Below are 22,521 nucleotides of genomic sequence, written 5' to 3' on the forward strand. Positions count from 1 at the left end.
GCCCACCGCAGCGGACCACAGCAAGGTCTCGCCGCCCGCATAGCCGAGCCCGAGGTGCGCCGGCCGCGCCGCCAGCACGTCGCGCAGCCGCACCGCGCCCGAGCGCAACCCCGCCCGCCCGATCCGCGCCCAGCGCCGCGCCGTCTCCCAGCGGATCAGCTTGCGGCTCTCCGCATCGGGCCGCTCCTGCGCGAGGAACGCCGCCTGCAACGTCGCGATTCCCGCGCCCAGCCGCTGCAGCGTCGCGCGGTCGGGCACCGGCACGCCGCCCATATTGTGCAGCACCAGCAGCCGCGCCATCGCCGCCGCCTCCTCGACGCCGAGCACCCCCGCATGCCGCTCGGCCAGCACCCGCATCGCCGAATCGCGCATCGTGTCGGTGAACCGTTTCGAGGCGCCGCCGGCATGCTGGCGATAGCGCAGCAGCGGCACGTCGATCCGCGCGATCCGTCCGAATGCGCCGACGCGGTGATACAGGTCGAAATCCTCGGCATAGAGGATCTCGGGCCGGGTGAACGGATCGAGCGTCCGCGCCACCTCGGCCCGCACCATCACCGTCGACCAGACCAGCGGATTCTCGATCCAGCTCAGCCACGCGATCAGCTCGGGCGTGGTATGCGGCGCATAGTGCATCGCCGAGACCTTGCCGTCGCGCAATTGCTCCGCCTGCGTGCCGACCAGCACCACGTCGGGATGCGCGTCGAGATAGGCGACCTGCCGCGCCAGCCGCTCGGGCAAACAAAGGTCGTCCTGGTCGAGCCCGGCGATGAACCGCCCGCGCGCCGCCGCGACGCCGCGGTTGCGCGTGCGCACCGGCCCGCCGTTGACCTCGTTCTCGATCAGCCGCACGCGCGGGTCGGGCCAGCCGCGCACCAGCTCGCGGGTGCCGTCGCTCGAGCGATCGTCGACGACGATCGCCTCCCACGCCGCCAGCGTCTGCGCGGCGAGCGACTCCAGCGTCGCGCCGATGAACGCCTCGCCGTTATAGCCGGGGATGACGACCGAGACGACCGGCGTGGTCATGCCGCCTCTTGCGCCTCCCGGTCGAGCAGCTGGTCGACGATCATCTGGCCGACGTCGTTCTGCCACAGCCACAGGCCGTTGGCCTGGCCGCGGAAGCTCGCCTCGCCGCCCAGCCGGCCCCATGGCACGAAGCCTGCCGACAGGCCGATGCCATAGGCGCCCGGCACCGGCCGGTCCTGCGCGTCGAGGATGCGGCAATGGCGATCGACCATCGGCCGGCCGGCATGATGCGCCAGCGCCAGCGGCGCGCCGTCGACGCCGAGCAGCGGCACCGCGCGCGGCCGGTAGCCGAGCGCGCCGATCACCAGATCCGCCGCCGCGATGATCGCCCGCGCCGCCGCATCCTCGTCGCCGGCGATACGGTGCGAGGCGACGCGCGGATCGGGCGTGCGGCCGCCGAGCGACAGCATGCGCAGCACCAGTTCGCGCGATTCGAGCCGCAGCCCGGCGAGCCGCAGCACGAAGCCGCTGACCGGGCAGATGTCGTTGTCGTCGAAATCGTGGAAGCCGTCGGCATGCGCCGCGGCGACGTTGGGATAGAAGGGCTTGAGCGGCTGGCGATGCAGCAGCGTGATCGCCCCCGCCCCGAAGGCGAAGCCCGGCTGGCTCTTGAGCAGCAGCACCGCCGCGGCGATCGCGCTGGTCGAGGCGCCGATGATCGCGACCCGCGGCGACGGGATGTCGCGCAGCCGCTCGTGCACCTGCTCGACCCCGCCGAGCCGCAGCACCGTATCGGAGCGGATCAGCCGCTCGCCCGCCAGCGCGCCGAGCGCGACGCCGGCGACGCGCTTGGCGGCGACCTGGTCGTCGGTCTGCACCCCGCCGGTCGCGACCACGACGTTGCGCGACACCAGCGCGCGCGTGACGCCCGCACCGTCGCTGACCGTCGTCTGCCAGCGGCCATCGGCAGTGCGCTGCACGCGCTGCGCCGCATGGCCGGTCAGCACCGCGCCGCCGTGCCGCACGACGATGTCGCGCAGCCGGTCCGCGGTCGCCGACAGCAGCGGCGCGGTATCGACCAATGGCGCGCCGAGTTCGGCGACGTAGCGGCCCATCAATTGCCCGGCGGGGTGATGCTCCAGCTCGGCGAGTTCGGGATGCGGATTGTTCTTCACCGCCGACAGGAAGGTCTCGGCGGTGGTGTCCGAGCGGATCGCATAGGCGCCGAGCTCGCCCGCGCCCATCCGTGCTCTCTGCTCGACGATCGCGAACCCCGCCTCGACCAGCGGCGCCAATTTGCCCTGTTTGCTCGCCGAGGTCAGCATCGCGGTGCCGGCGGGGCCGCCGCCGATCACCACCGTCGTCAGATCCTGCATCGCCGTCCCCATCTGCCGCGTCGCGCCGGCCGCGGTCACCCGCGCGACCGCGCCCGCCAGCCGCGCGGCGATCACCGGCGCGTCGGCGGGGGTCATCGCATCGGTGATCGGCAGGCTCAGCATGCGGCCGCCGATCGCGTCGGCGACCGGCGTCGGCTCGATCAGCGCGCTGTCCCGGAACAGCGGCTGTTCGCCGAGGTGCGGGCTGAAATACTGGCCGACGCCGACGCCGTCCGCGGCGAGCGCCGCGACGATCGCGTCGCGCTGTCCCGCCAGTTCGGGCGGCAGCAGCACCGGCATGAACTGCGTCGCCTGCCGCCGCCCCGATGGCCGCTGCATCGCGAAGCCGGGCAGCGCGGCGCGATAGGCGGCGTCGATCGCGGCGCGATGGTCGCACACCGCATCGATCTCGGCGAGCTTGGCGCGCGCCATCAGCGCGATCACCTCGGGCAATTTGGCATTGATGCCGGGCAGCGTCGCGCTGCGCCCCCGTTCGAAACCGAAATTGATCATGCCGCGCAACTGGTCGATCCGGGCAACGTCGCCGCTGTGGATCAGCCCTCCCTCCGCGACCGAGAAGGTCTTGGTGGCATGCATCGAATAGACGAGCGTGAACGGCGCGCCGCTGCCGAACCCGCGCCCGTTGCTGTCGCGTGTGCCGAGCGACGCCGCCGCATCGATCACCACGCCGACGCCGTGACGGTCGGCGAGCCAGGCATAGCGGTCGAGGTCGATCGCGGTGCCGAACGTCGCATAGGGCACGATGACGCCGATCCGCGCGCCGTACCGCGCGAGCAGCGCCTCCTCCTGCCGCGGATCGGCGGTCCAGCCGTCGGCCTCGATGTCGCAGATCAGCGGCGTCAGTCCCGCCCAGAGCGCCGCCTGCGCGGTCGCCGCGAAGGTCAGCGCCGGCATCAACGCCAGCGTCCCCGGTCGCAGCTGCATCCCCGCGGCCTGCCGCAACGCGACGATCAGCCCCAGCGTGGCATTGCCGACCGCGAGGCAGGCGCCGGTGCCGCCGAACAGCCGCTCGGTCGCCTCCGCCTCGAACGCGCGCACCTCGGGCCCGTTGTTGCTGAACACGCCCGACGCCTCGATGCGGCGCAGGCCCTCGGTAAGCTCGCTCAGCCGCGGCGGCCGCGGCGCGATCAACGGAAATTCCATGAGATGCCGTCCTGACAATCGAACCGCGGAGGTACCCCACCCCCCCTAAGAACCGGTTAGCGCGCGTCATTCTCTACGCAGGACGCAGTCGCGACCGGCGATGAAATACCGTTCGGAGAAACACTTCGCAACATTCGATTGACTGCCGAAGCAACCATTGCCATGGCAACGACATGGATTATTATTCCGAGTCGAACTTCACTCCGGAAAACTCGATCGGCTATCTCCTGCGCCGGTCGGAGCAGCTCGGCGCGGCCGTGCTCGAGCCGATCTTCGTCGCCGCCGGCATCACCAAGACGCAGTGGAGCGCGCTCGCCGCCCTCCACTTCAACCGCGCGTCGACCTGCGCCGAGATCGCGCGCGACCTCTGTCACGACAAGGGTGCGACCACCCGGCTGGTCGACACGCTGGAGGAGCGCGGCTGGGTGATGCGCGACCGCGACGGCGGCGAGGATCGCCGCGTCGTCCGGCTTACCCTGACGCCTGCCGGCGAACACATCGCCGGCACCGTCCGCGATGCCGTCATCCGCGTCTGGAACCACTGGCTAAGTGATTGGGAGGAAAGGGATATTACGGACCTAATCCGCCTCCTCCAGCGGCTCCGCGACACCGTCCAACAGACCCCCGACGAAGGCGTCTTTGCGTGAAGATAGCGAATTTATCCCCCGCCGCGCTGCTGCTGCTCGGCGCCTGCGCCATCCCGGCCAGCCCCCCCGCGGTCGCGCCCGTCGCGCCCCCGACGCTCGGCCTGACCGGTGCCGCGACCCCGGCGATCGCCGACGATTGGTGGACCGGCTTCGGCGATCCGCAGCTCGACCGGCTCGTCGCCGATGCGACCGCGGGCAATCCGACGCTCGACGCCGCGCTCGCCCGCATCGCCCAGGCGCAGGCGGTGCTCTCCAGCCGCCGCGCCGACACCGGCCCCGACGTGACGCTCGACGCCAACGAGCAGCTCCAGCGCCTGTCCGGCCGCTACATCATCCCGCCGCCCTACGGCGGCTCGGTCCGCTTCGTCGGGCAGGCGCAGGCCAATCTCACCTGGAACCTCGACCTGTTCGGGCGGCAGAAGGCGGCGATCACCGGCGCCCGCGCCTCGGCGCGCGCCGCCGCGCTCGACCTCGCCGCCGCGCGCCTCGCGATCGCCGGCTCGGTCGCGCAGACCTATATCGACCTCGCCCGCGCCGAGGCGGAGGCGACGATCGCCCGCCGCACGATCGCGACCCGCCAGGACTCGCTGCGCCTCGTCAACATCCGCATCCGCAACCGGCTCGCCAGCAATCTGCAGGCGACCGCGGCGCAGACGCTGCTGGCGCAGGCGCAGACCGCGTTGGTCCGCGCCGACGGCGCCCGCGCGCTTGCGACCAATGCGCTCGCCGCGCTCGCCGGGCGTGGCCCCGATTATGCCGCGGCGATCCGCCCGGCGACGCTGCGCCTCGACGCGGCGCTGCCGCTGCCCGCGCAGGTCCCCGCCGACCTGCTCGCCCGCCGGCCGGACATCGCCGCGGCGCAGGCGCGGATCGAGGCCGCCGCCGCCGGCCGCCAGGTCGCCCGCCGCGCCTTCTATCCCAACATCAACCTCACCGCGCTCGCCGGCTTCCAGGCGATCGGGCTCGGCAATCTGGTCAGCCTCGATGCCGGCACCGCCGGCGCCGGGCCTGCCATCCACCTGCCCTTGTTCGACAACGGCCGGTTGAAGGCCGACCTCGCCGGCGCGACCGCGGCGCTCGATCTCGCCACCGCCGACTATAACGACCGCGTCATCGGCGCGGTGCGCGACGCGGCGGACGCGATCGCGCTCGTCGCCAACCTCGGCGAACAGCGCGCGCGCACCGCAGAGGTCGTGCGCGGCTTCGGCGAGACCAACCGCCTCAACGCGATCCGCGTCTCAAGCGGGCTCGATAGCAAGCTCGACCTCGTCGACAACGACGTCCGCCTGCTCGATGCGGAACTGACGCAAGCCAATCTCGTCGCCGATGCGGCCCGCCAGCGCGTCGCGCTGGTGCTGGCGCTCGGTGGCGGCTTCTCCTCCTCCCAGGAACCCCGCCGATGACCGACACGCAAGCCCCAACGCCCCAACCCGCGAGCGCCGGCGGCAAGCCGCGCACGCGTCGCCGTGGCTTCCTGATCCTCGCCGTGATCGTCGTGATCGCGCTGATCGTCTGGGCGGTGTTCCACTTCCTGCTCGCCAAGCCCGAACAGGAGACCGACGACGCCTATGTCGCCGGCGACGTCGTCGCGATCACCGCGCGCGATCCCGGCCAGATCACCGCGATCCATGCCGACAATACGCAGACGGTGAAGGCCGGCGCGCCGCTGCTCGACCTCGATCCCGCCACCGCCGACGTCGCGCTCGCCTCTGCCGAGGCGGAACTCGCCCGCGCCGTCCGCTCGACTCGCGCCGACATCAGCAAGGTCAGCGAGAGCGGCGCCGCCGTCGTCCAGGCGCAGGCGCAGCTCTCCGCCGCCACCGCCGACTATGCGCGTCGTCAGGGCGCCGCGGCGCAGGGCGCGATCTCGGGCGAGGAACTCGCGCATGCCGCCGACGCGGTGAAGGTCGCGCGCGCCAACCTCAACCTCGCGCGCAGCCAGCAGGCGCAGTCGCGCTCGACGGTACAGGGCACCGACACCACCACCAATCCGGCGGTGCTCGCCGCCGCCGCCGCCTATCGCCGCGCCGCGATCACGCGCAGCCACATGCATATCGTCGCGCCGATCGAAGGCGTCGTCGCGCAGCGCACCGTGCAGATCGGCCAGCAGGTCGCCGCCGGCACGCCGCTGATGGCGGTGGTGCCGCTCGCCAAGGTGTGGGTCGACGCCAATTTCCGCGAGACGCAGCTCAAGGACCTGCGCATCGGCCAGCCGGCGACGGTGACCGCCGACATGTACGGCGACGACGTGGTCTTCCACGGCCATGTCATCGGCGTCGGCGCCGGCTCGGGCAACGCCTTCGCGCTGCTGCCGCCGCAGAACGCCAGCGGCAACTGGATCAAGATCGTCCAGCGCGTGCCGGTGCGCATCGGCCTCGACCCGCGCGAGCTGACCCGCAATCCGCTGCGCGTCGGCCTGTCGGTCAACACGACGGTGGACACCGCCAACCGCTCGGGCGCGCTGCTCGGCAAGCCCGCGGCGCAGGCCTATGCCGGCCGCCCCGGCGACGGCAGCGACCCCGCGGTCGAGGCGCGCATCCGCCAGATCATCGCCGCCAATCGTTGATGTCGCCTCCGCTGTCCTCACCCATCGCCGCCTTCGGCGTCTCTCCCTCTCCCAATTGGGAGAGGGAAGGGGCCCGCCCGGCGCAGCCGGGTGGGAAGGGTGAGGACAGCAAGTTCGTTTGGAACATCCTATAATGGCCACCCAAGCCCAAGGCCCCGCCCCGCTCGTCGGCGGCCAGCGCGCGCTGATCGCCTTCGCACTCGCGCTCGGCACGTTCATGATGGTGCTCGACAGCACGATCGCCAACGTGTCGCTGCCGACGATCGCGGGCAATCTCGGCGTCTCGTCCGACAATTCGACCTGGGTGATCACCGCCTTCGCGGTCGCCAACGGCGTCGCGGTGCCGCTGACCGGCTGGCTGATGGGCAGGTTCGGCGTCGTGCGCACCTTCTGCACCGCGGTGGCGGCGTTCACCGTCGCCTCGTTCCTGTGCGGCATCGCCTGGGACCTGCCCTCGCTGATCGTCTTCCGCATCCTGCAAGGCGCCTGTTCGGGGCCGATGATGCCGGGCAGCCAGGCGCTGCTCATCTCGATCTTCCCGCCCGACAAGCGCTCCACCGCGCTCGGCGTCTGGTCGATGACGACGCTGGTCGGGCCGGTGATGGGGCCGATCCTCGGCGGCTATATCAGCGACAATTACCATTGGAGCTGGATCTTCCTGATCAACATCCCCTTCGGCATCTTCACGACGCTGATCTGCTGGAACGGATTGAAGAGCCGCGAGACGCCGACGCGCAAGCTGCCGATCGACACCGTCGGGCTGCTGCTGCTCGTCATCTGGGTCGGCTCGCTGCAGATCATGCTCGATCTCGGCAAGAACGCCGACTGGTTCAACGATCCGGCGATCTGCGTGCTCGCCGTCGTGGCGGCGGTGGGCTTCGTCGCGTGGATCATCTGGGAATTGACCGACGCCAATCCCGCGGTCGACCTGTCGCTGTTCGCCAACCGCAATTTCGCGATCGGCACGCTCGCCTTCTGCCTCGGCTATGCGGTGTTCTTCGCCAACACGCTGATCCTGCCGCTCTGGTTGCAGACGCAGCTCGGCTATACCGCGACCTGGGCGGGGCTGATCGCGGCGCCGAGCGGCGTCGTGGCGGTGCTCATCTCGCCGCTCGCCGCGCGCCTGTCGGGCAAGGTCGACGCGCGCATCCTCGCGACGATCTCCTTCCTCGCCTTCGCCGTCTCCTATTGGATGCGCTCCAACCTCGTCACCGGCGCGACGGTGTTCGACTTCATGGCGCCGCTGCTGGTGCAGGGGATCGCGATGAGCATCTTCTTCCTCGCGATGGTGACGATCCTGCTCGACGGCATCGCGCCGCCGCGCATCCCCTCGGCGACCGGCATCTCGAACTTCGCGCGGATCGTCGCCGGCTCGTTCGCCGCGTCGATCATCACCACCGCCTGGGACCGGCGCGAGGCGATCCACCAGAGCCGCCTCGCCGAGGCGATCGGGCAGGGCATGCCCTACCAGATGGCGAGCGAGGGCATCCAGAAACTGGGCGCGACGTCAACGCAGGCGGCGGCGGCGATCACGCGGCAGATGGTGGGGCAGGCGTATCTGCTCGCCTCGACCGACCTGTTCCGCGTCTCGGCGTGGCTGTGCGCGGCGATGGTGGTGATCGTCTGGTTCACGCGGCGTCCCAAGGGGGGCCACGGGCCGGTCGCGGCGGACTGATCGGCCGGGCCGCGGTTGACCGCCCCGGCCGCCTTGCCTACCTCTCGGGCCATGACCGCCCCCACCATCCTCCTGGTCGAGGACGATCCCGCCCTCCGCACCCTGACCACCAGAGCCTTGCAGGAAAACGGTTATCTCGTCCGTCCCGCCTCCGCCGCGCCCGAGATGTGGCTCGCGCTGGAGGCCGGGCCGGTCGACCTGATCCTGCTCGACATCATGCTCCCCGGCACCAGCGGCATCGACCTGTGCCGCGCGCTGCGCCAGAAGAGCGAGGTTCCGATCATCTTCATCAGCGCCAAGGGCAGCGAGACCGACCGCGTCGTCGGGCTCGAGCTCGGCGCCGACGACTATATCGCCAAGCCTTTCGGCAGCCGCGAGCTGATCGCGCGTATCCGCGCGGTGCTGCGCCGCGGCCAGCTCGAACGCCGCCCCGGCGAGCGCGAGGAGGGCGTGCTGACCTTCGACGGCTGGCAGGTGACGCTGCCGCGGCGCGAGCTGACCTCGCCGACCGGCGCGGTGGTCGACCTGACCGGCGCGGAATTCGACCTGCTCGTCAGCCTCGCCGAACATGCCGGCCGCGTTATCGCGCGCGAGCGGCTGATCGAGCTGTCGCGCACCCGGCTCGGCGACAGTTCGGACCGCAGCATCGACGTGCTGATCAGCCGCCTGCGCCGCAAATTGTCGAGCGCCGGCAAGGACGCGCCGATCATCACCGTGCGCGGCGTCGGTTATATGCTCAACACCGAGGTGACGCGCCGGTGACGGCTGGCGCTGCCAGTTCCCATTTCTCCCCGTTCGCCCTGATCCTGTCGAAGGGCTGGTCGCCCCAAACCCCGTCATCGCCTGCGGATCCCCGTGCTTCGACAGGCTCAGCACGAACGGGGAAGAGGGACAGGGCGCCTCGCCGATGAGACGCTTCGTCCGCCCCTCGATCGGCCTGATCGGCCAGATCGTCGCGATCCTGCTGCTGACGATGGTGATCGAATTCGGCGTCAGCACGATCCTCTACGAGCGTGCCAGCCAGTTTGCGGTGCGCGACGACGAGGCACGCCGCCTGGCGGAACATCTCGTCATCGCGCGCCGCCTCGTCGCCGAGCAGCCGCCCGAGCGGCGCGACGCGATGGCGGAGGATCTCACCACCGAACGCTACGCGCTTCATTGGCAGCGCAACCTGCCGCCGCCGCCGCCGATCGCGCCGGCGCTCGACGGCATGCGCCATCAGGTGATCGAATGGGAACCATCGCTCGCCGCCAGCGACCTGCGGCTGAAGCTCACCTCGCCGGGGCGCAGCTCGGTGGTCACCGGTGGGCTGCGGCTACCCGACAATAGCTGGCTCTATTTCCGCACGCTCGAACCGCTGCACAATCTCGAACTCGCCACCGAACGCATCCTGCTCGCGCTGATCCCGGCGCTGGCGCTGATGGTGATCGGCGGGCTGCTGATCCGCCGCGCGCTCCGCCCGATGCGCCAGCTCGCGATCGCCGCCGACACGCTCGGCGACGCCGAACACGATCCGATCCCCGAGGCGGGGCCGGGCGAGGTGCGCCGCGTCGTCGCCGCGTTCAACCGGATGGCGGCGCGCATCCAGCGGCTGATCGTCGACCGCACGCAGGCGCTCGCCGCGGTCGGCCACGATCTGCGCACGCCGCTGCACCGGCTGAAACTGCGCGCGGACGCGGTCGAGGACGAGACGACCCGCGCCGCGATCCAGCGCGATATCGGCGAGATGGAGGCGATGGTGAATTCGCTGCTCGCCTTCCTCGGTGGCGGCAGCGATCCCGAGGCCCCGGTGCTGACCGACGTCGCGGTGCTCTGCGCGACGCTGATCGACGATGTCGAGGATCGCGGCCTGCCCGGCGTCTACGACGGTCCGTCGCATTGCGAGGTCACCGTCCGCCCTGTCGCGCTGAAACGCGCGCTCGGCAATCTGATCGAGAATGCGCTCCATTATGCCGGCAACGTCGTGCTGCGGCTGGAAAGCGAGTCCGCCGGCGTGACGATGATCGTCGAGGACGACGGCGCCGGCATTCCGGAAGACCAGCTGCGCCGCGTGCTCGAACCCTTCGTCCGGCTCGATACGTCGCGACCGCGCGACACGGTCGGTTTCGGCCTCGGCCTGCCGATCGTCGGCCGCATCGTCGAGGCGGAGGGCGGCGTGCTGACGCTCGCGAACCGCCCCGAAGGCGGCCTGCACGCCGCTATCTTCCTGCCGCGGTGATCCCAACCGTTTCGTCAGCCTGACATGAGCCGGGATGAAGGTTTGCGAAAGTGTTCCCCGGCAACACTTTAAAACACGCGCGCCGCGCCCCGGCAAATTCGTTTCGGTACTGTTTCCGATGGTCCGGCTTCCGCCGCGACCGGGAGGATACCCCCGTGAACGAGCTGCTCGGACGCGTCGTGAGTTTCGGCAAGACGGTCTTCCACGGCCAGCATGCGCTCTATTCGACGCTGGCGCAGGGGCAGAGCCCCAAGGCGCTGATGATCTCCTGTGCCGATTCACGGATCGTGCCGGAGCATATCATGCAGGCGCAGCCGGGCGACCTGTTCGTCTGCCGCAACGCCGGCAACATCGTTCCGCCGTTCGCGCTGCAGACCGGCGGCGTCTCCGCCACGGTCGAATATGCGGTCGCGGTGCTCGGCGTCCACGACATCATCGTCTGCGGTCATTCCGATTGCGGCGCGATGAAGGGCCTTGCCGGCGATCCCGCCGCGCTCGCCGCGATCCCCACTGTCGCCAACTGGCTGAAACATGGCGCCGCCGCGCGCCAGATCGTCGACCAGACCTATCCCGACCTCACCGATGCCGAGCGCATCCGCGCGCTCAGCCTCGAAAATGTCGTCGCGCAGCTCGCGCATCTGCGCACCCACCCCTCGGTCGCCGCCGGGATCGCACAGGGCAAGATCGCACTGCACGGCTGGTTCATCGACATTCACGACGGCACCGTGCTGGCGCTCGACGGCATCACCGGCCGCTTCCGACCGCTCGACGAAGGCGGCGATTTCCCCGTTGCCCAGCCCGCCGCGCCGCGCCAGGCCTCCGACGTCGAATTCCTGGCAGCCGCGGAATGAGCAACCTCCGCGCCCTGCTGCCGAGCGGCCCGGTCATCACGCGTGACCTCACCGCCTCGATCGTCGTCTTCCTCGTCGCGATGCCGTTGTGCATGGGAATCGCGGTCGCCTCCGGCGTGCCGGCGGAGAAGGGCCTCATCACCGGCATCATCGGCGGCATCGTCGTCGGTGCACTCGCCGGATCGCCGTTGCAGGTCAGCGGCCCCGCGGCCGGCCTCGCCGTCGTCGTGTTCGAGCTGGTCCGCGATCAGGGCCTGTCCGCGCTCGGCCCGATCCTCGTCCTCGCCGGTCTGATCCAGGTCGTCGCCGGCATCGCCCGCCTCGGCGGCTGGTTCCGCGCCATCTCGCCCGCGGTCGTCCACGGCATGCTCGCCGGGATCGGCGTGCTGATCGTCGTCGGCCAGTTCCACGTGCTGTTCGACGCCAAGCCGCTGCCCAGCGGCCTCCAGAACCTCGCTGCCGCACCCGGCCGGCTGTTCGGCCTGTCGCCGAGCAATATCGAAGCGACCGAGATCGCGTTCGCCGTCGGCATGCTGACCATCGCGGCGATGCTGTGCTGGGAGAAATTCCGCCCCGCCTCGCTGCGCCTCGTTCCCGGCGCACTGGTCGGCGTGCTCACCGGCACGTTCGTCGCGCTCGGCTTCGACCTCGACGTCGCACGGGTCAACGTCCCCGAATCGATCGCCGGCGCAGTCAGCTTCCCCGGCGTCGGCATGGTCGCCAAATGGGCCGATCCGTCGATCCTCGCCGCCGCACTCGCCATCGCCTTCATCGCCAGCGCCGAGACGTTGCTGTCCGCCGCCGCGGTCGATCGCATGCACGACGGCGTGCGCACCAACTACAACAAGGAACTGCGCGCGCAGGGCATCGGCAACCTGCTCTGCGGCCTCGCCGGCGCGCTGCCGATGACCGGCGTCATCGTCCGCTCCTCGGCGAACGTCCAGGCCGGCGCGACCACGCGCATGTCGACGATCTTCCACGGCATCTGGATCCTCGGCTTCGTCGCGCTGCTGCCCTGGGTGCTGCGCGAGATCCCGATGGCGGCGCTCGGCGCGATCCTCGTCATCACCGGCTGGCGGCTGGTCAGCCTCGCCCATGCCCGCCACCTCCTCTCGCATTACGGCCCGCTGCCGGCGCTCATCTGGCTGGCGACATTGGTCACCGTCGTGGTCGAGGATCTGCTGACCGGCGTGCTGGTCGGCATCGGCCTCTCGATGCTCGAACTGGTGCCGCATCTCAAGCGGCTTGGCCTCAAGGTATCGGAAGGGCCGCAGGGCGGCGCGCATGCGATCAACCTGTCGGGCGCGGCGACCTTCGTGTCGCTGCCGAAACTGTCGGACACGCTGGAGCGTGCGCCTGCCGGCATGCCGGTGCGGCTCGACGTCACCGGACTGTCGACCGTCGATCATACCTGCGCTGAGCTGATCAAGGACTGGTTCCAGCGGCGCCGCGCCGCGGGCGACGTCGTCGAGCTGCTCGGCGCGCGTGGCAAGACTGCCGCACTCGCCCACTGAACCCAGTTCAGCAATGTTTCGTTACAAGAAAGAAGCTTTTTGGCCATAATGCTGCGGTAGCGAATGGGCGTCAGGGAAAGACTGGTGCCCGTCCGCCACCGCGGAGCGAGCGCGCCGGCGGCCCGGACGCAGGAGGGACCCATCCATTCGAAAGGGGTCCCATGAAATATACTCTGCTCGCGGCCGCGACTCTCGCCGCCGTTACCGCCCTCCCCGCCGCCGCGCAGGAGACTGCACCGCCCAAGCCGGTCACCGTCACCGGCAGCGTCGCGCTCGTCTCTGACTATCGGCTGCGCGGCGTCTCGCAAACCGACAAGGAAATGGCGGTCCAGGGCGGCATCACCGTCGCGCATGAAAGCGGCCTCTACGGCGGCGTCTGGGCGTCGAATCTTGCCGGCTGGGGCACGTTCGGCGGCTCGAACATGGAGCTCGACCTGATCGGCGGCTACAAGCATGCGGTCGGCGGCGGCGCGATCGACGTCGGCCTGACCTGGTACATGTATCCGGGCGGCGCGTCGAAGACCGACTTCGCCGAACCCTATGCGAAATTGTCGGGCACGATCGGCCCGGTCAACCTGCTCGCCGGCGTGGCCTATGCGCCCAAGCAGCAGGCGCTCGGCAAATGGTACAACAGCGGTGCCTCGACGCAGACCGGCATCTACGACAATCCCGGCAAGAAGAACGACAACCTCTATCTGTGGGGCGACTTCGCCAGCGCGATCCCGACCACGCCGCTGACCGCCAAGGCGCATATCGGCTATTCGAAGGGCAATTCGGGCCTCGGCCCCAACGGCACCTCCGCGGCACCGACCGGCGAATATTGGGACTGGCTGCTCGGCGCCGATTACGCGATCAAGGGCACGCCGCTGACGCTCGGCGTCGCCTATGTCGATACCGACATCACCAAGCGGCAGGCGGCCTATCTCCAGCCGAACTTCTCCTCGACCAAGAACGGCAGCAGCATCGCGGCGAGCCAGGTCGTGTTCGCGGTGACCGCGGCGTTCTGATTCTATTCGTCATCCCGGCGAAAGCCGGGACCCATGGACGCGCGGGGCTGATGGGTTCGCGCTTCATTGGCCTCATCGCCACCATGGGTCCCGGCCTGCGCCGGGATGACGATCCTTTGGGAACCACTCCCCCATCCCCGCGCTAACGCCATCATGCACGATGCGCTGATCTTCACCCCCGACCATGTCGATCTCACCCGCTCGCCGCTGCGCCGGGGGGTTGCCGAGCCGACCTATGTGCTCGGCGCGTTCAACCCGGGCTCCACGCGGCTGCCCAACGGCAATCTGCTGCTGATGGTGCGCATCGCCGAGGCGCTGTCGGAGCCGGTCCGCGACGGCCACGTCCATGCGATCCGCTGGACCCCCGCAGGCTACGTCCTCGACACCTGGCCGCTGGCGCAGGTCGACATGACCGATCCGCGCCAGTTCGAGCTCAAGGGCAGCCGCCATCGCATCCTCGCGCTCACCTCGCTGTCGTGGCTCCTCCCCGTCGAGCTCGATCCCGCGGGCGAGCGGATCGTCGCGATCCATTACGACGCGGCGATCGAACCCGCCGCCGGCTACCAATGCTATGGCGTCGAGGACGCGCGCATCACCCGCATCGGCTGCCTCTGGTATATGACCACTTGCTCGGTCGGGGCAGAGCGGCATTGCACCACGCTCCACACCTCGCGCGACGGGCTGCACTATCGGCTGGAGGGGATCGTCCTCGACCACCAGAACAAGGACATGATCCTGTTCGAGGGGCTGGTCGGCGACAAGTTCATGGCACTGACCCGCCCGCTCGGCGAGGTCTATTTCGCCTATCCGCCCGACAGCCCCTGGGTCGGCGGACCGTCGATCAATTTCGCGCAAAGTCCCGATACGCTGCACTGGAAGCCGCTCGACGCCCCCGGCTTGCGCGCGCGCATAGGCACGCGATCGGCGATGAAGATCGGCGGCGGCACCCAGCCGGTGCTGACCCGCGACGGCTGGCTGATGATCTACCACGGCGTCGAGGCGCGCGAGAGCGTCGGTATCTACCGCAGCTTCTGGGCGCTGCTCGACCGCGACGATCCCGCGCACATCCTGCGCGTCGAGGACGAGACGCCGCTGCTCGAGGCGAACCCGTCGCTCACCGCGCCGATCGCGCATCAGATGTACCTGCCCACCCCGGTGGTGTTCTCGACCGGCCTGGTCGATAGCGGCGACGACTATCTGATCGCCAGCGGCGAGGCCGATCTCGCCTGCCGCATGACCCGGCTGCCCAAGGGAATGTTCGCATGACGTGGTGGCGGACGGGGACGATCTACCAGATCTACCCGCGCTCGTTTCAGGACAGCGACGGCGACGGCGTCGGCGACCTCAAGGGGATCGAGGCGCGGCTCGACCATCTCGTCGCGCTCGGCGTCGATGCGGTGTGGATCTCGCCGATCTTCCCTTCGCCGATGCGCGACTTCGGCTATGACGTCGCCGATTATTGCGGGATCGACCCGCGCTTCGGCACGCTCGCCGATTTCGACAGCCTGCTCGCCGCCGCGCATGCGCGCGGGCTGAAGCTCCTGCTCGACTTCGTCCCCAACCACAGTTCGACCGACCATCCCTGGTTCCAGGAAAGCCGGTCGTCGCGCGACAATCCCAAGCGCGACTGGTACATCTGGCGCGATCCCGCCCCCGACGGCGGCCCACCCAACAATTGGATCAGCGATTTCGGCGGCTCGGCGTGGGAATATGACGCCGCCACCGGCCAATATTATTACCACGCCTTCCTCAAGGAACAGGCCGACCTCAACTGGCGCAACCCCGATCTGCGGCGCGGGATGATGGATGCGCTGCGCTTCTGGTTCGACCGCGGTGTCGACGGCTTCCGCATCGACGTGCTCTGGCACATGGTCAAGCACGCCGACTTCCCCGACAATCCCGCCAACCCCGGCTATCGCGCCGAAATGGGCGAGATGCACGCCGTGCTCCAGCTCCACTCGACCGACCAGCCCGAGGTCCATGCCATCGCCGCCGAGATGCGCAGCATCGCGGACTCCTATCCCGGAGACCGCGTGCTGATCGGCGAGATCTATCTGCCGGTCGAGCAGCTGATGCACTATTACGGGCTCGACGCACCCGAAGTGCATCTGCCCTTCAATTTCCAGCTCATCGACGCGCGCTGGGACGCGCGTCGTCTCGCCGGGCTGATCGCCGACTATGAAGCGGCGTTGCCGGCGGGGGGCTGGCCGAACTGGGTGCTCGGCAACCACGATCGCCCGCGCATCGCCAGCCGCGTCGGGGCCGCGCAGGCGCGCGTCGCGGCGGTGCTGCTGCTGACGCTACGCGGCACACCGACGCTCTATTACGGCGACGAGCTTGGCCTCGCCGACGTCGCCATCCCCGCGGCCCGCGTGCAGGATCCGCGCGAGCTGCGCGAACCCGGCCTCGGCCTCGGCCGCGATCCGGTGCGCACGCCGATGCCGTGGAACGCCAGCGCCCATGCCGGCTTCTCGACCGCCAAGCCATGGCTGCCGCTCAACCCGGACTGGCCGACGCGCAACGTCGCGGCGCAGAGCGGCGATGCGCAATCGATGCTGGCGCTGCACCGCGACCTGCTCAACGTGCGCCGCAAGCATGATGCGCTCGCGATCGGCGACTTCGTACTGATCGAAGCCGCCGGCGACGTGCTCGCCTACGAACGCCGCCACGGCGACGAGCGGATCGTCGTCGCGCTCAACCTCGGCGCGACGCCGCAGCCGGTGACGCTGCCGGCCGGCGAGGTGCTGCTCGGCACCCTGCCGGGGCGCGGCGAGCACGGCCTGCTGCGTCCCGACGAAGCTATCATCCTGCGCGTAACCCGCTAAGCCGGCGTCATGAAGATCGCGATGCTCGCCCCCATTTCGTGGCGCACCCCGCCGCGCCATTACGGCCCGTGGGAGTTGGTCACCAGCCTGCTCACCGAAGCGCTCGTCGCGCGCGGCGTCGACGTCACGCTGTTCGCGACGCAGGACAGCCTGACCGCCGGAACCCTTAGCGCAGTGGTGCCGGCGCCATATTCGGAAGATCCGAGCATCGACGCCAAGGTGTGGGAATTTCGCCATCTCGCGCATCTGTTCGACCACGCCGGTGAGTTCGACCTGATCCACAACCAGGCCGACTTTCCCGCCCACGCCTTTTCGCATCTGGTGGCAACGCCGATGGTCACGACGATCCATGGCTTTTCGTCGGACCGTATCCTGCCGATGTACCAGCCCTATCAGGACCGCGTGCACTATGTCGCGATCAGCGACGCTGACCGGTCGCCGCAGCTCCGCTATGCCGCGACGATTCACCACGGCATCGTCCTCGACGATTTCCCCTTCGACGCCGGGGGCAGCGAGGACCTGCTGTTCTTCGGCCGCATGCACCCCGACAAGGGCGCCGCCGAGGCGATCGCGGTCGCGCAGGCGACGGGCCGCGACCTCGCCATGTACGGCATCGTGCAGGATCAGGGCTATTACGAGCGATCGGTGGTCCCGCATCTCGGCGCGCATATTCGCCACCCCGGCGCGGTCGGCGGCGACGACCGCACCGCGGCGCTCGGCAAGGCGGCGGCGCTGCTCCACCTCATCAATTTCGACGAGCCGTTCGGCCTGTCGGTGATCGAGGCGATGGCCTGCGGCACGCCGGTGATCGCGATCAACCGCGGCTCGATGCCCGAGTTGATCGACGACGGCGTCACCGGTTTTCTGGTCGACAGCGTCGACGAGGCGATCGCCGCGGTCGCGCGCCTGCCCGAGATCGACCGCGCCGCCTGCCGCGCCGCGGTGGCGGCGCGCTTCACCGTCGAGCGGATGGCGGACGCCTATATCGCGCTCTACCGCGACATTCTGGGTGGCTGAACGACCCGGCGATTGCTTGTCGCCGTCCCGCGTGGCGCAGCCCATCGCCACGAACATCCCGTCACCCCGGACCCGTTCCGGGGTGACGGTGTGGGTGAGCAAGGGTTTCCGTGGAAGCGCCCGCCCCTGCGCAATCGCGCCAGTTGGACCGCCCGCCCCGATCGCGCGTATAGGCGGGTCATGATCGCCCGCCTGCGCCGCTTCCTGTCCGAGGAAGACTGGACCTTCGCGCCGCACGAGGTTCCCGTCCTCCCCGGCTCGCCCGGCACGGTCGAGCATCGCACGCGCCATCGCATCGCCTATGGCGTCATCTCGGTGCTGCTCGGCCTGACCGGCGGCTTCGGCAACGCGCTGATCTCGGCCAACACCTATACGTTGCAGGGCGCGCTGGGGCTCGACCCCGCCGAAATAGCCTGGTTGCCGACGGTCTATGTGATGACCAACGTCAGCATCAACCTGCTGCTCATCAAGTTCCGCGCGCAATTCGGCCTCCGGCCGTTCGCGATGATATTCCTCAGCGTCTATGCCGCGCTGACCTTCGCGCATCTGTTCGTACGCGGCTTCGACACCGCGATCCTCGTCCGCGCCGCGAGCGGCATGACCGGCGCAGCGGTGTCCAGCCTGTGCCTTTATTATATGATGCAGGCGCTGCCGACCAAATGGCGGCTGAAGGCGGTGGTGGTCGGCATCGGCATCCCGCAATGCGCGACGCCGCTGGCGCGCCTGTTCTCGCCCGATCTGCTCGCCATGTCGCAATGGCGCACGCTCTATCTGTTCGAGCTCGGCCTCGCCTTGCTCAGCCTCGCCGCGGTCGCCTGGCTTCGGCTGCCGCCGACCACGCGGTCGAAGGCGTTCGAGCGGCTGGATTTCGTCACCTTCGTGCTGTTCGCGGGCGCGATGGCGCTGTTCGCCGCGGTGCTCGGTCAGGGGCGCTACGTCTGGTGGACCAACGCACCGTGGCTGGGCTGGGCGCTGATCGCGGCGATCTCGATGCTCGCCGCCGCGCTCGCGATCGAGCATCACCGCGTCAATCCGCTGCTCAACACGCGCTGGCTGGGCAGCGCCGATATCGTCCGCTTCACGATCGTCACGATCATGGCGCGCATCGTCCTGTCCGAACAGACCTATGCCTCGGTCGGGCTGCTCACCGTGCTCGGTCAGAACAACGACCAGCTCGTGCCCTTCTTCACGATCATCTTCCTCGCCTCGGTCGCCGGAGTGGTGCTGAGCGCAATGACGCTGGACGTCAGCCGACCGGCGCATCCGATCATGCTGGCGATCGGCCTCGTCGCGATTGCCGCCTTCGCCGACAGTCACGCGACCAACCTGACTCGCGCGCCGCAGATGTACGCCAGCCAGGCGCTGATCGCCTTCGCCGCGACCTATTTCCTGGGGCCGGCGCTCCTGTTCGGCATGACCCGCGCGCTGCAACAGGGATCGGGCCATATCATCAGCTTTATCGCGCTGTTCGGGATGATCAATTCGATCGGCGGGCTCGCCGGCACCGCCTTGCTCGGCAGCTATCAGCAGATCCGCGAGAAGGCGAACAGCGCCGCGCTGGTGCAGGCGATCGACCCGACCGACCCGATTGTCGCACAGCGGCTGCAGGCGGGCGGCGCGGCGGTGTCGCGCGTCGTCGGCGATCCCGCGCTGCGCAGCGCCGAGGGCGGCGCTATCCTATCGCAGACGACGACGCGCGAGGCCAACGTGCTGGCGTTCGACGACGTCTTCCGCCTGATCGCGGTGCTCGCCGCGCTCACTTTCTGTTATCTCCTCTTCCTCATGATCCGCCGCGCGAGCCGCGAACGCCGTGCCGCGCTCAGCCAGAGTTCCGCATGACCGATAGCCGCAGCCCCGTCGATCCCATCCCCGCGACCGAAGAGGCACAGGCGGAGGTTGCGCCGCCGTCCGCCGTCCCTGTCGGCTCGGGCTGGCGGCCGCAGCCGCCGAGCCGCACCGCGCTGATCGTCATCCTCGTACTGATGGTCGGCGGCGTGCTCGCGGTGCTCGCGGCATGGCGGCTGCCGCCCTTCGCCAATGCCGATCAGTCGACCGACAATGCCTATGTCCGCGGCCGCACCACGGTGATCGCGCCGCAGGTGTCGGGTTATGTCACGCAGGTGTTCGTCCGCGACTTCATGGACGTGCAGCCCGGGCAGGCGCTGGTCCAGATCGACGACCGCATCTATCGCCAGCGCGTCGATCAGGCGCAGGCGCAGGTCGATGCGCAGGCGGCGACGCTCGCCAACGCCCGCCAGACCGAGCGCAGCCGCACCGCCAGCCTCGCCGCGCAGACCGCCGCGGTCGCCAATGCCGAGGCGCAGTTGATGCGCGCGCAGGCGGACATGAACCGCGTCAACGATCTCGTCACCGATGGCTCGGTATCCCTGCGCGAACGCGACCAGACGCTCGCTGCACTGCGTCAGGCGCAGGCGGCGGTGCAGCAGGCCCGCGCCGCACGCGAGATCGCGCGTCAGGACATCCGTACCGTCCAAGTCGGCCGCGGCGGCCAGCAGGCGGGCGTCTCCGGCGCCGAGGCGGCGCTGCGCCTCGCCCAGATCGACCTCGCCAACACCGTCATCCGCGCGCCCGAACGCGGCCGGCTGAGCGAGGTCGGCGTCCGCGTCGGCCAGTATGTCACCGCCGGGTCGCAGTTGATGTTCCTCGTGCCGCCCGAAACCTGGGTGATCGCCAATTTCAAGGAGGCGCAGACCGCCCGGATGACCGTCGGCCAGCCGGCGAGCTTCACCGTCGACGGCCTCGCCAATGCGCGGCTGACCGGCCATATCGAGCGCATCTCGCCCGCGGCGGGATCGGAGTTTGCGGTGCTCAAGGCGGACAATGCGACCGGCAATTTCACCAAGGTGCCGCAGCGCATCGCGGTGCGCATCCGCATCGATCCCGGCCAGCAGCTCGCGGCACGGCTGCGCCCCGGCATGTCGGTACAGGCGCGCGTCGACACCTCCAGCGGCCCGGTGGTGAAGTGAGGAGGGTTCGCGCAGAGACGCAGAGACGCAGAGAGAGCCCATTCGCGGCGGCGCAGCCGCCCCTCAGACCGACGGCCCGTGGTAAAACTATGGAGATGGCCGTAAGCGCAGCATCTCCGCGCCTCTGCGCCTTTGCGCGAACCAATATCCGGCCTCTCTCCGAAAGCGCCGATGATAATCGCGCGAAGACGCGAAGACGCGAAGACGTTGTGCTGCCGGGACCCGCAGCACGTTCCGTCATCCATGGAGATAACAGGACCACGACCGCCGCAGGCGCACCCCCTTCGCGTCTTCGCGCCTTCGCGTGCACCGCCCTGCTCTGCCTCACGCTGACCGCCTGCATCGGTCCGCGTCCGCAAGCCCCCGCCGCCAGCGCCGTCGTCCCGCCGCCCGCATGGCGCACCGCGCTCGGCAATGGCGAGCCGATCCGCGCCGACTGGTGGAACGCATTCGGCGATGCCGTCCTCACTCGGCTCGTCGGTCAGGCGCTTGCGGACAACGTCGACCTCGCCGCCGCCGCGTCGCGGATCGACGAGACGCGCGCCGCCGCGCGGCTCGCCCGCGCGCAGCAGACACCGACGCTCGGCGGCAACCTGCCGAGCACCACCGGCCAGACGGTCAGCCCGTTCGGCACCCCCAGCGACGCGATCGGCGCACAGCCCGCGGTCACCGCCAGCTACGATCTCGACCTGTTCGGCCGCCTGCGACAGGCGAGCCGCGCCGCGCAGGCGCAGCTTCTCGCCAGTGAGGGCGCGCGTGACACCGTCCGCCTCGCCATCGCCAGCGGCGTCGCAAGCAATTACGTCACGCTGCGCGCGCTCGACCTGCGCCTCGCGGTCGCGCAACAGACGCTCGCCGCGCGCACCGAGGCGCTGCGCATCGCCCGCCGCCGCGCCGAGGCGGGCTATACCTCCAACCTCGAACTACGGCAGGCCGAGGCCGAATATCGCGCGACGCAGCAGCTCGTCCCCGCCGCGCAGCTCGCGATCAACCGGCAGGAGAATGCGCTCAGCCTGCTGCTCGGCACCAATCCCGGTCCGATCCCGCGCGGCCTGCCGCTCGACCGGCTGCTCGCCCCCGCGATCCCCGACGGCCTGCCCGCCGATCTGCTGCGCCGCCGCCCCGACCTGTTCCAGGCTGAGCAGACGCTGGTCGCCGCCGACCGCACGCTCGACAGCGCGCGCGCGGCGATGCTGCCCAATCTTGCGCTCACCGGCTCGGCGGGGGTGGTATTGTCGACCGCGCTCGCCAATCCGATCGGCGTCTTCTCGGTCGGCGCCAGCATCCTCTCGCCGATCTTCGACGGCGGCCGGCTGCGGGCGCAAAGCGACGTCGCCACCGCGCGCCGCGATCAGGCCGCCTTCGCCTATCGGCGTACCGCGCTGGTCGCCTTCCAGGAGGTCGACAATGCGCTCGCCGGGGTGCAGCGGTCGGGAGAACAGGCGGTGGCGCTCGGATTGCAGGTCGATGCGCTCGCCGCGGCGCTGCGCAACGCCAGCAACCGCTATCGTGCCGGCTATACCTCGTACATCGAACAGCTCGACGCGCAGCGCGGCCTGCTTACCGCCGAGCTGGCGCTGGTGCAGGCGCGCGCCGACCGGATCACCGCTTATGTCGCGCTGTATCAGGCGATGGGCGGCGGCTGGTCGCGCGACGATGTGGCCGCGACGCAACGCTGACATGCCCCTGCATCGCAATATGTCATGGTGTC

General features: G+C 69.8%; 17 protein-coding genes. 15 read left to right on the plus strand and 2 right to left on the minus strand.

What is annotated here, in order from left to right:
- On the minus strand, nt 1-1,023 hold a 1,023-nt coding region (locus FFS23_RS08260), incomplete at its 3' end, for a glycosyltransferase family 2 protein (protein WP_137898225.1).
- A complete protein-coding gene (locus tag FFS23_RS08265; RefSeq protein ID WP_137898226.1) occupies nt 1,020-3,503 on the minus strand; it encodes a DegT/DnrJ/EryC1/StrS family aminotransferase in 2,484 nt (827 codons plus the stop codon). The genes FFS23_RS08260 and FFS23_RS08265, both read right to left, overlap by 4 nt.
- A gap of 173 nt (nt 3,504-3,676) precedes the next feature.
- Between FFS23_RS08265 and FFS23_RS08270 the strand changes: the two genes are divergently transcribed.
- From FFS23_RS08270 to FFS23_RS08340, 15 genes are all read left to right on the plus strand, one after another.
- Complete coding sequence (locus FFS23_RS08270) at nt 3,677-4,150, plus strand: MarR family winged helix-turn-helix transcriptional regulator (protein ID WP_038663843.1); 474 nt, start codon at nt 3,677-3,679, stop codon at nt 4,148-4,150.
- Between the two features lie 2 nt (nt 4,151-4,152).
- Nucleotides 4,153-5,553, plus strand: coding sequence for an efflux transporter outer membrane subunit (locus FFS23_RS08275; RefSeq protein WP_171009428.1), 1,401 nt, complete (start codon nt 4,153-4,155; stop codon nt 5,551-5,553).
- Nucleotides 5,550-6,716 (plus strand): HlyD family secretion protein, encoded by a 1,167-nt coding sequence (locus tag FFS23_RS08280; RefSeq protein WP_137898228.1) that lies wholly within the window; start codon nt 5,550-5,552, stop codon nt 6,714-6,716. The genes FFS23_RS08275 and FFS23_RS08280 overlap by 4 nt, the downstream gene beginning before the upstream one ends.
- A gap of 133 nt (nt 6,717-6,849) precedes the next feature.
- On the plus strand, nt 6,850-8,391 hold the full coding sequence (locus FFS23_RS08285) for a DHA2 family efflux MFS transporter permease subunit (protein WP_137898229.1): 1,542 nt from the start codon (nt 6,850-6,852) through the stop codon (nt 8,389-8,391).
- A 51-nt stretch (nt 8,392-8,442) separates the two neighbouring features.
- The gene (locus tag FFS23_RS08290) at nt 8,443-9,153 is read left to right on the plus strand and encodes a response regulator (protein ID WP_038663855.1); all 711 of its coding nucleotides are present in this window, start codon (nt 8,443-8,445) and stop codon (nt 9,151-9,153) included.
- A 145-nt stretch (nt 9,154-9,298) separates the two neighbouring features.
- On the plus strand, nt 9,299-10,609 hold the full coding sequence (locus FFS23_RS08295; protein ID WP_137898230.1) for an ATP-binding protein: 1,311 nt from the start codon (nt 9,299-9,301) through the stop codon (nt 10,607-10,609).
- A 155-nt stretch (nt 10,610-10,764) separates the two neighbouring features.
- Nucleotides 10,765-11,460: a carbonic anhydrase gene (locus FFS23_RS08300; protein WP_038663861.1), complete on the plus strand. Its 696-nt coding sequence runs from the start codon at nt 10,765-10,767 to the stop codon at nt 11,458-11,460.
- Nucleotides 11,457-12,974: a SulP family inorganic anion transporter gene (locus FFS23_RS08305; protein ID WP_038663865.1), complete on the plus strand. Its 1,518-nt coding sequence runs from the start codon at nt 11,457-11,459 to the stop codon at nt 12,972-12,974. The genes FFS23_RS08300 and FFS23_RS08305 overlap by 4 nt, the downstream gene beginning before the upstream one ends.
- A gap of 161 nt (nt 12,975-13,135) precedes the next feature.
- Entirely contained in the window at nt 13,136-13,981 is an 846-nt protein-coding gene (locus tag FFS23_RS08310) for a TorF family putative porin (protein WP_137898231.1), read from the plus strand.
- 153 nt (nt 13,982-14,134) lie between these two features.
- A complete protein-coding gene (locus FFS23_RS08315) occupies nt 14,135-15,247 on the plus strand; it encodes a glycoside hydrolase family 130 protein (protein WP_137898232.1) in 1,113 nt (370 codons plus the stop codon).
- Entirely contained in the window at nt 15,244-16,806 is a 1,563-nt protein-coding gene (locus FFS23_RS08320; protein WP_137898233.1) for an alpha-amylase family glycosyl hydrolase, read from the plus strand. The genes FFS23_RS08315 and FFS23_RS08320 overlap by 4 nt, the downstream gene beginning before the upstream one ends.
- A gap of 9 nt (nt 16,807-16,815) precedes the next feature.
- Nucleotides 16,816-17,823, plus strand: a complete 1,008-nt coding sequence (locus FFS23_RS08325) for a glycosyltransferase family 4 protein (RefSeq protein WP_137898234.1) — start codon at nt 16,816-16,818, stop codon at nt 17,821-17,823.
- Nucleotides 17,824-18,003: 180 nt separating this feature from the next.
- Nucleotides 18,004-19,662, plus strand: a complete 1,659-nt coding sequence (locus tag FFS23_RS08330) for an efflux MFS transporter permease (RefSeq protein WP_137898235.1) — start codon at nt 18,004-18,006, stop codon at nt 19,660-19,662.
- Nucleotides 19,659-20,810, plus strand: a complete 1,152-nt coding sequence (locus FFS23_RS08335) for an HlyD family secretion protein (protein ID WP_137898236.1) — start codon at nt 19,659-19,661, stop codon at nt 20,808-20,810. Before FFS23_RS08330 ends, FFS23_RS08335 begins: the two co-directional genes overlap by 4 nt.
- Before the next feature lie 314 nt (nt 20,811-21,124).
- Nucleotides 21,125-22,489, plus strand: a complete 1,365-nt coding sequence (locus FFS23_RS08340; protein WP_137898271.1) for an efflux transporter outer membrane subunit — start codon at nt 21,125-21,127, stop codon at nt 22,487-22,489.
- Nucleotides 22,490-22,521: the final 32 nt, after the last annotated feature.

This window comes from Sphingomonas sp. 2SG, assembly GCF_005503285.1.
Taxonomy (GTDB): domain Bacteria; phylum Pseudomonadota; class Alphaproteobacteria; order Sphingomonadales; family Sphingomonadaceae; genus Sphingomonas; species Sphingomonas taxi.

Bases quoted from the DNA above. Each gene is read 5' to 3' on its own strand.
- FFS23_RS08265 (WP_137898226.1), bottom strand. From the start codon at position 3,503: ATGGAATTTCCGTTGATCGCGCCGCGGCCGCCGCGGCTGAGCGAGCTT.
- FFS23_RS08325 (WP_137898234.1), top strand. From the start codon at position 16,816: ATGAAGATCGCGATGCTCGCCCCCATTTCGTGGCGCACCCCGCCGCGC.
- FFS23_RS08290 (WP_038663855.1), top strand. From the start codon at position 8,443: ATGACCGCCCCCACCATCCTCCTGGTCGAGGACGATCCCGCCCTCCGC.
- FFS23_RS08270 (WP_038663843.1), top strand. From the start codon at position 3,677: ATGGATTATTATTCCGAGTCGAACTTCACTCCGGAAAACTCGATCGGC.
- FFS23_RS08285 (WP_137898229.1), top strand. From the start codon at position 6,850: ATGGCCACCCAAGCCCAAGGCCCCGCCCCGCTCGTCGGCGGCCAGCGC.
- FFS23_RS08335 (WP_137898236.1), top strand. From the start codon at position 19,659: ATGACCGATAGCCGCAGCCCCGTCGATCCCATCCCCGCGACCGAAGAG.
- FFS23_RS08280 (WP_137898228.1), top strand. From the start codon at position 5,550: ATGACCGACACGCAAGCCCCAACGCCCCAACCCGCGAGCGCCGGCGGC.
- FFS23_RS08330 (WP_137898235.1), top strand. From the start codon at position 18,004: ATGATCGCCCGCCTGCGCCGCTTCCTGTCCGAGGAAGACTGGACCTTC.
- FFS23_RS08320 (WP_137898233.1), top strand. From the start codon at position 15,244: ATGACGTGGTGGCGGACGGGGACGATCTACCAGATCTACCCGCGCTCG.
- FFS23_RS08315 (WP_137898232.1), top strand. From the start codon at position 14,135: ATGCACGATGCGCTGATCTTCACCCCCGACCATGTCGATCTCACCCGC.
- FFS23_RS08305 (WP_038663865.1), top strand. From the start codon at position 11,457: ATGAGCAACCTCCGCGCCCTGCTGCCGAGCGGCCCGGTCATCACGCGT.
- FFS23_RS08295 (WP_137898230.1), top strand. From the start codon at position 9,299: ATGAGACGCTTCGTCCGCCCCTCGATCGGCCTGATCGGCCAGATCGTC.
- FFS23_RS08310 (WP_137898231.1), top strand. From the start codon at position 13,136: ATGAAATATACTCTGCTCGCGGCCGCGACTCTCGCCGCCGTTACCGCC.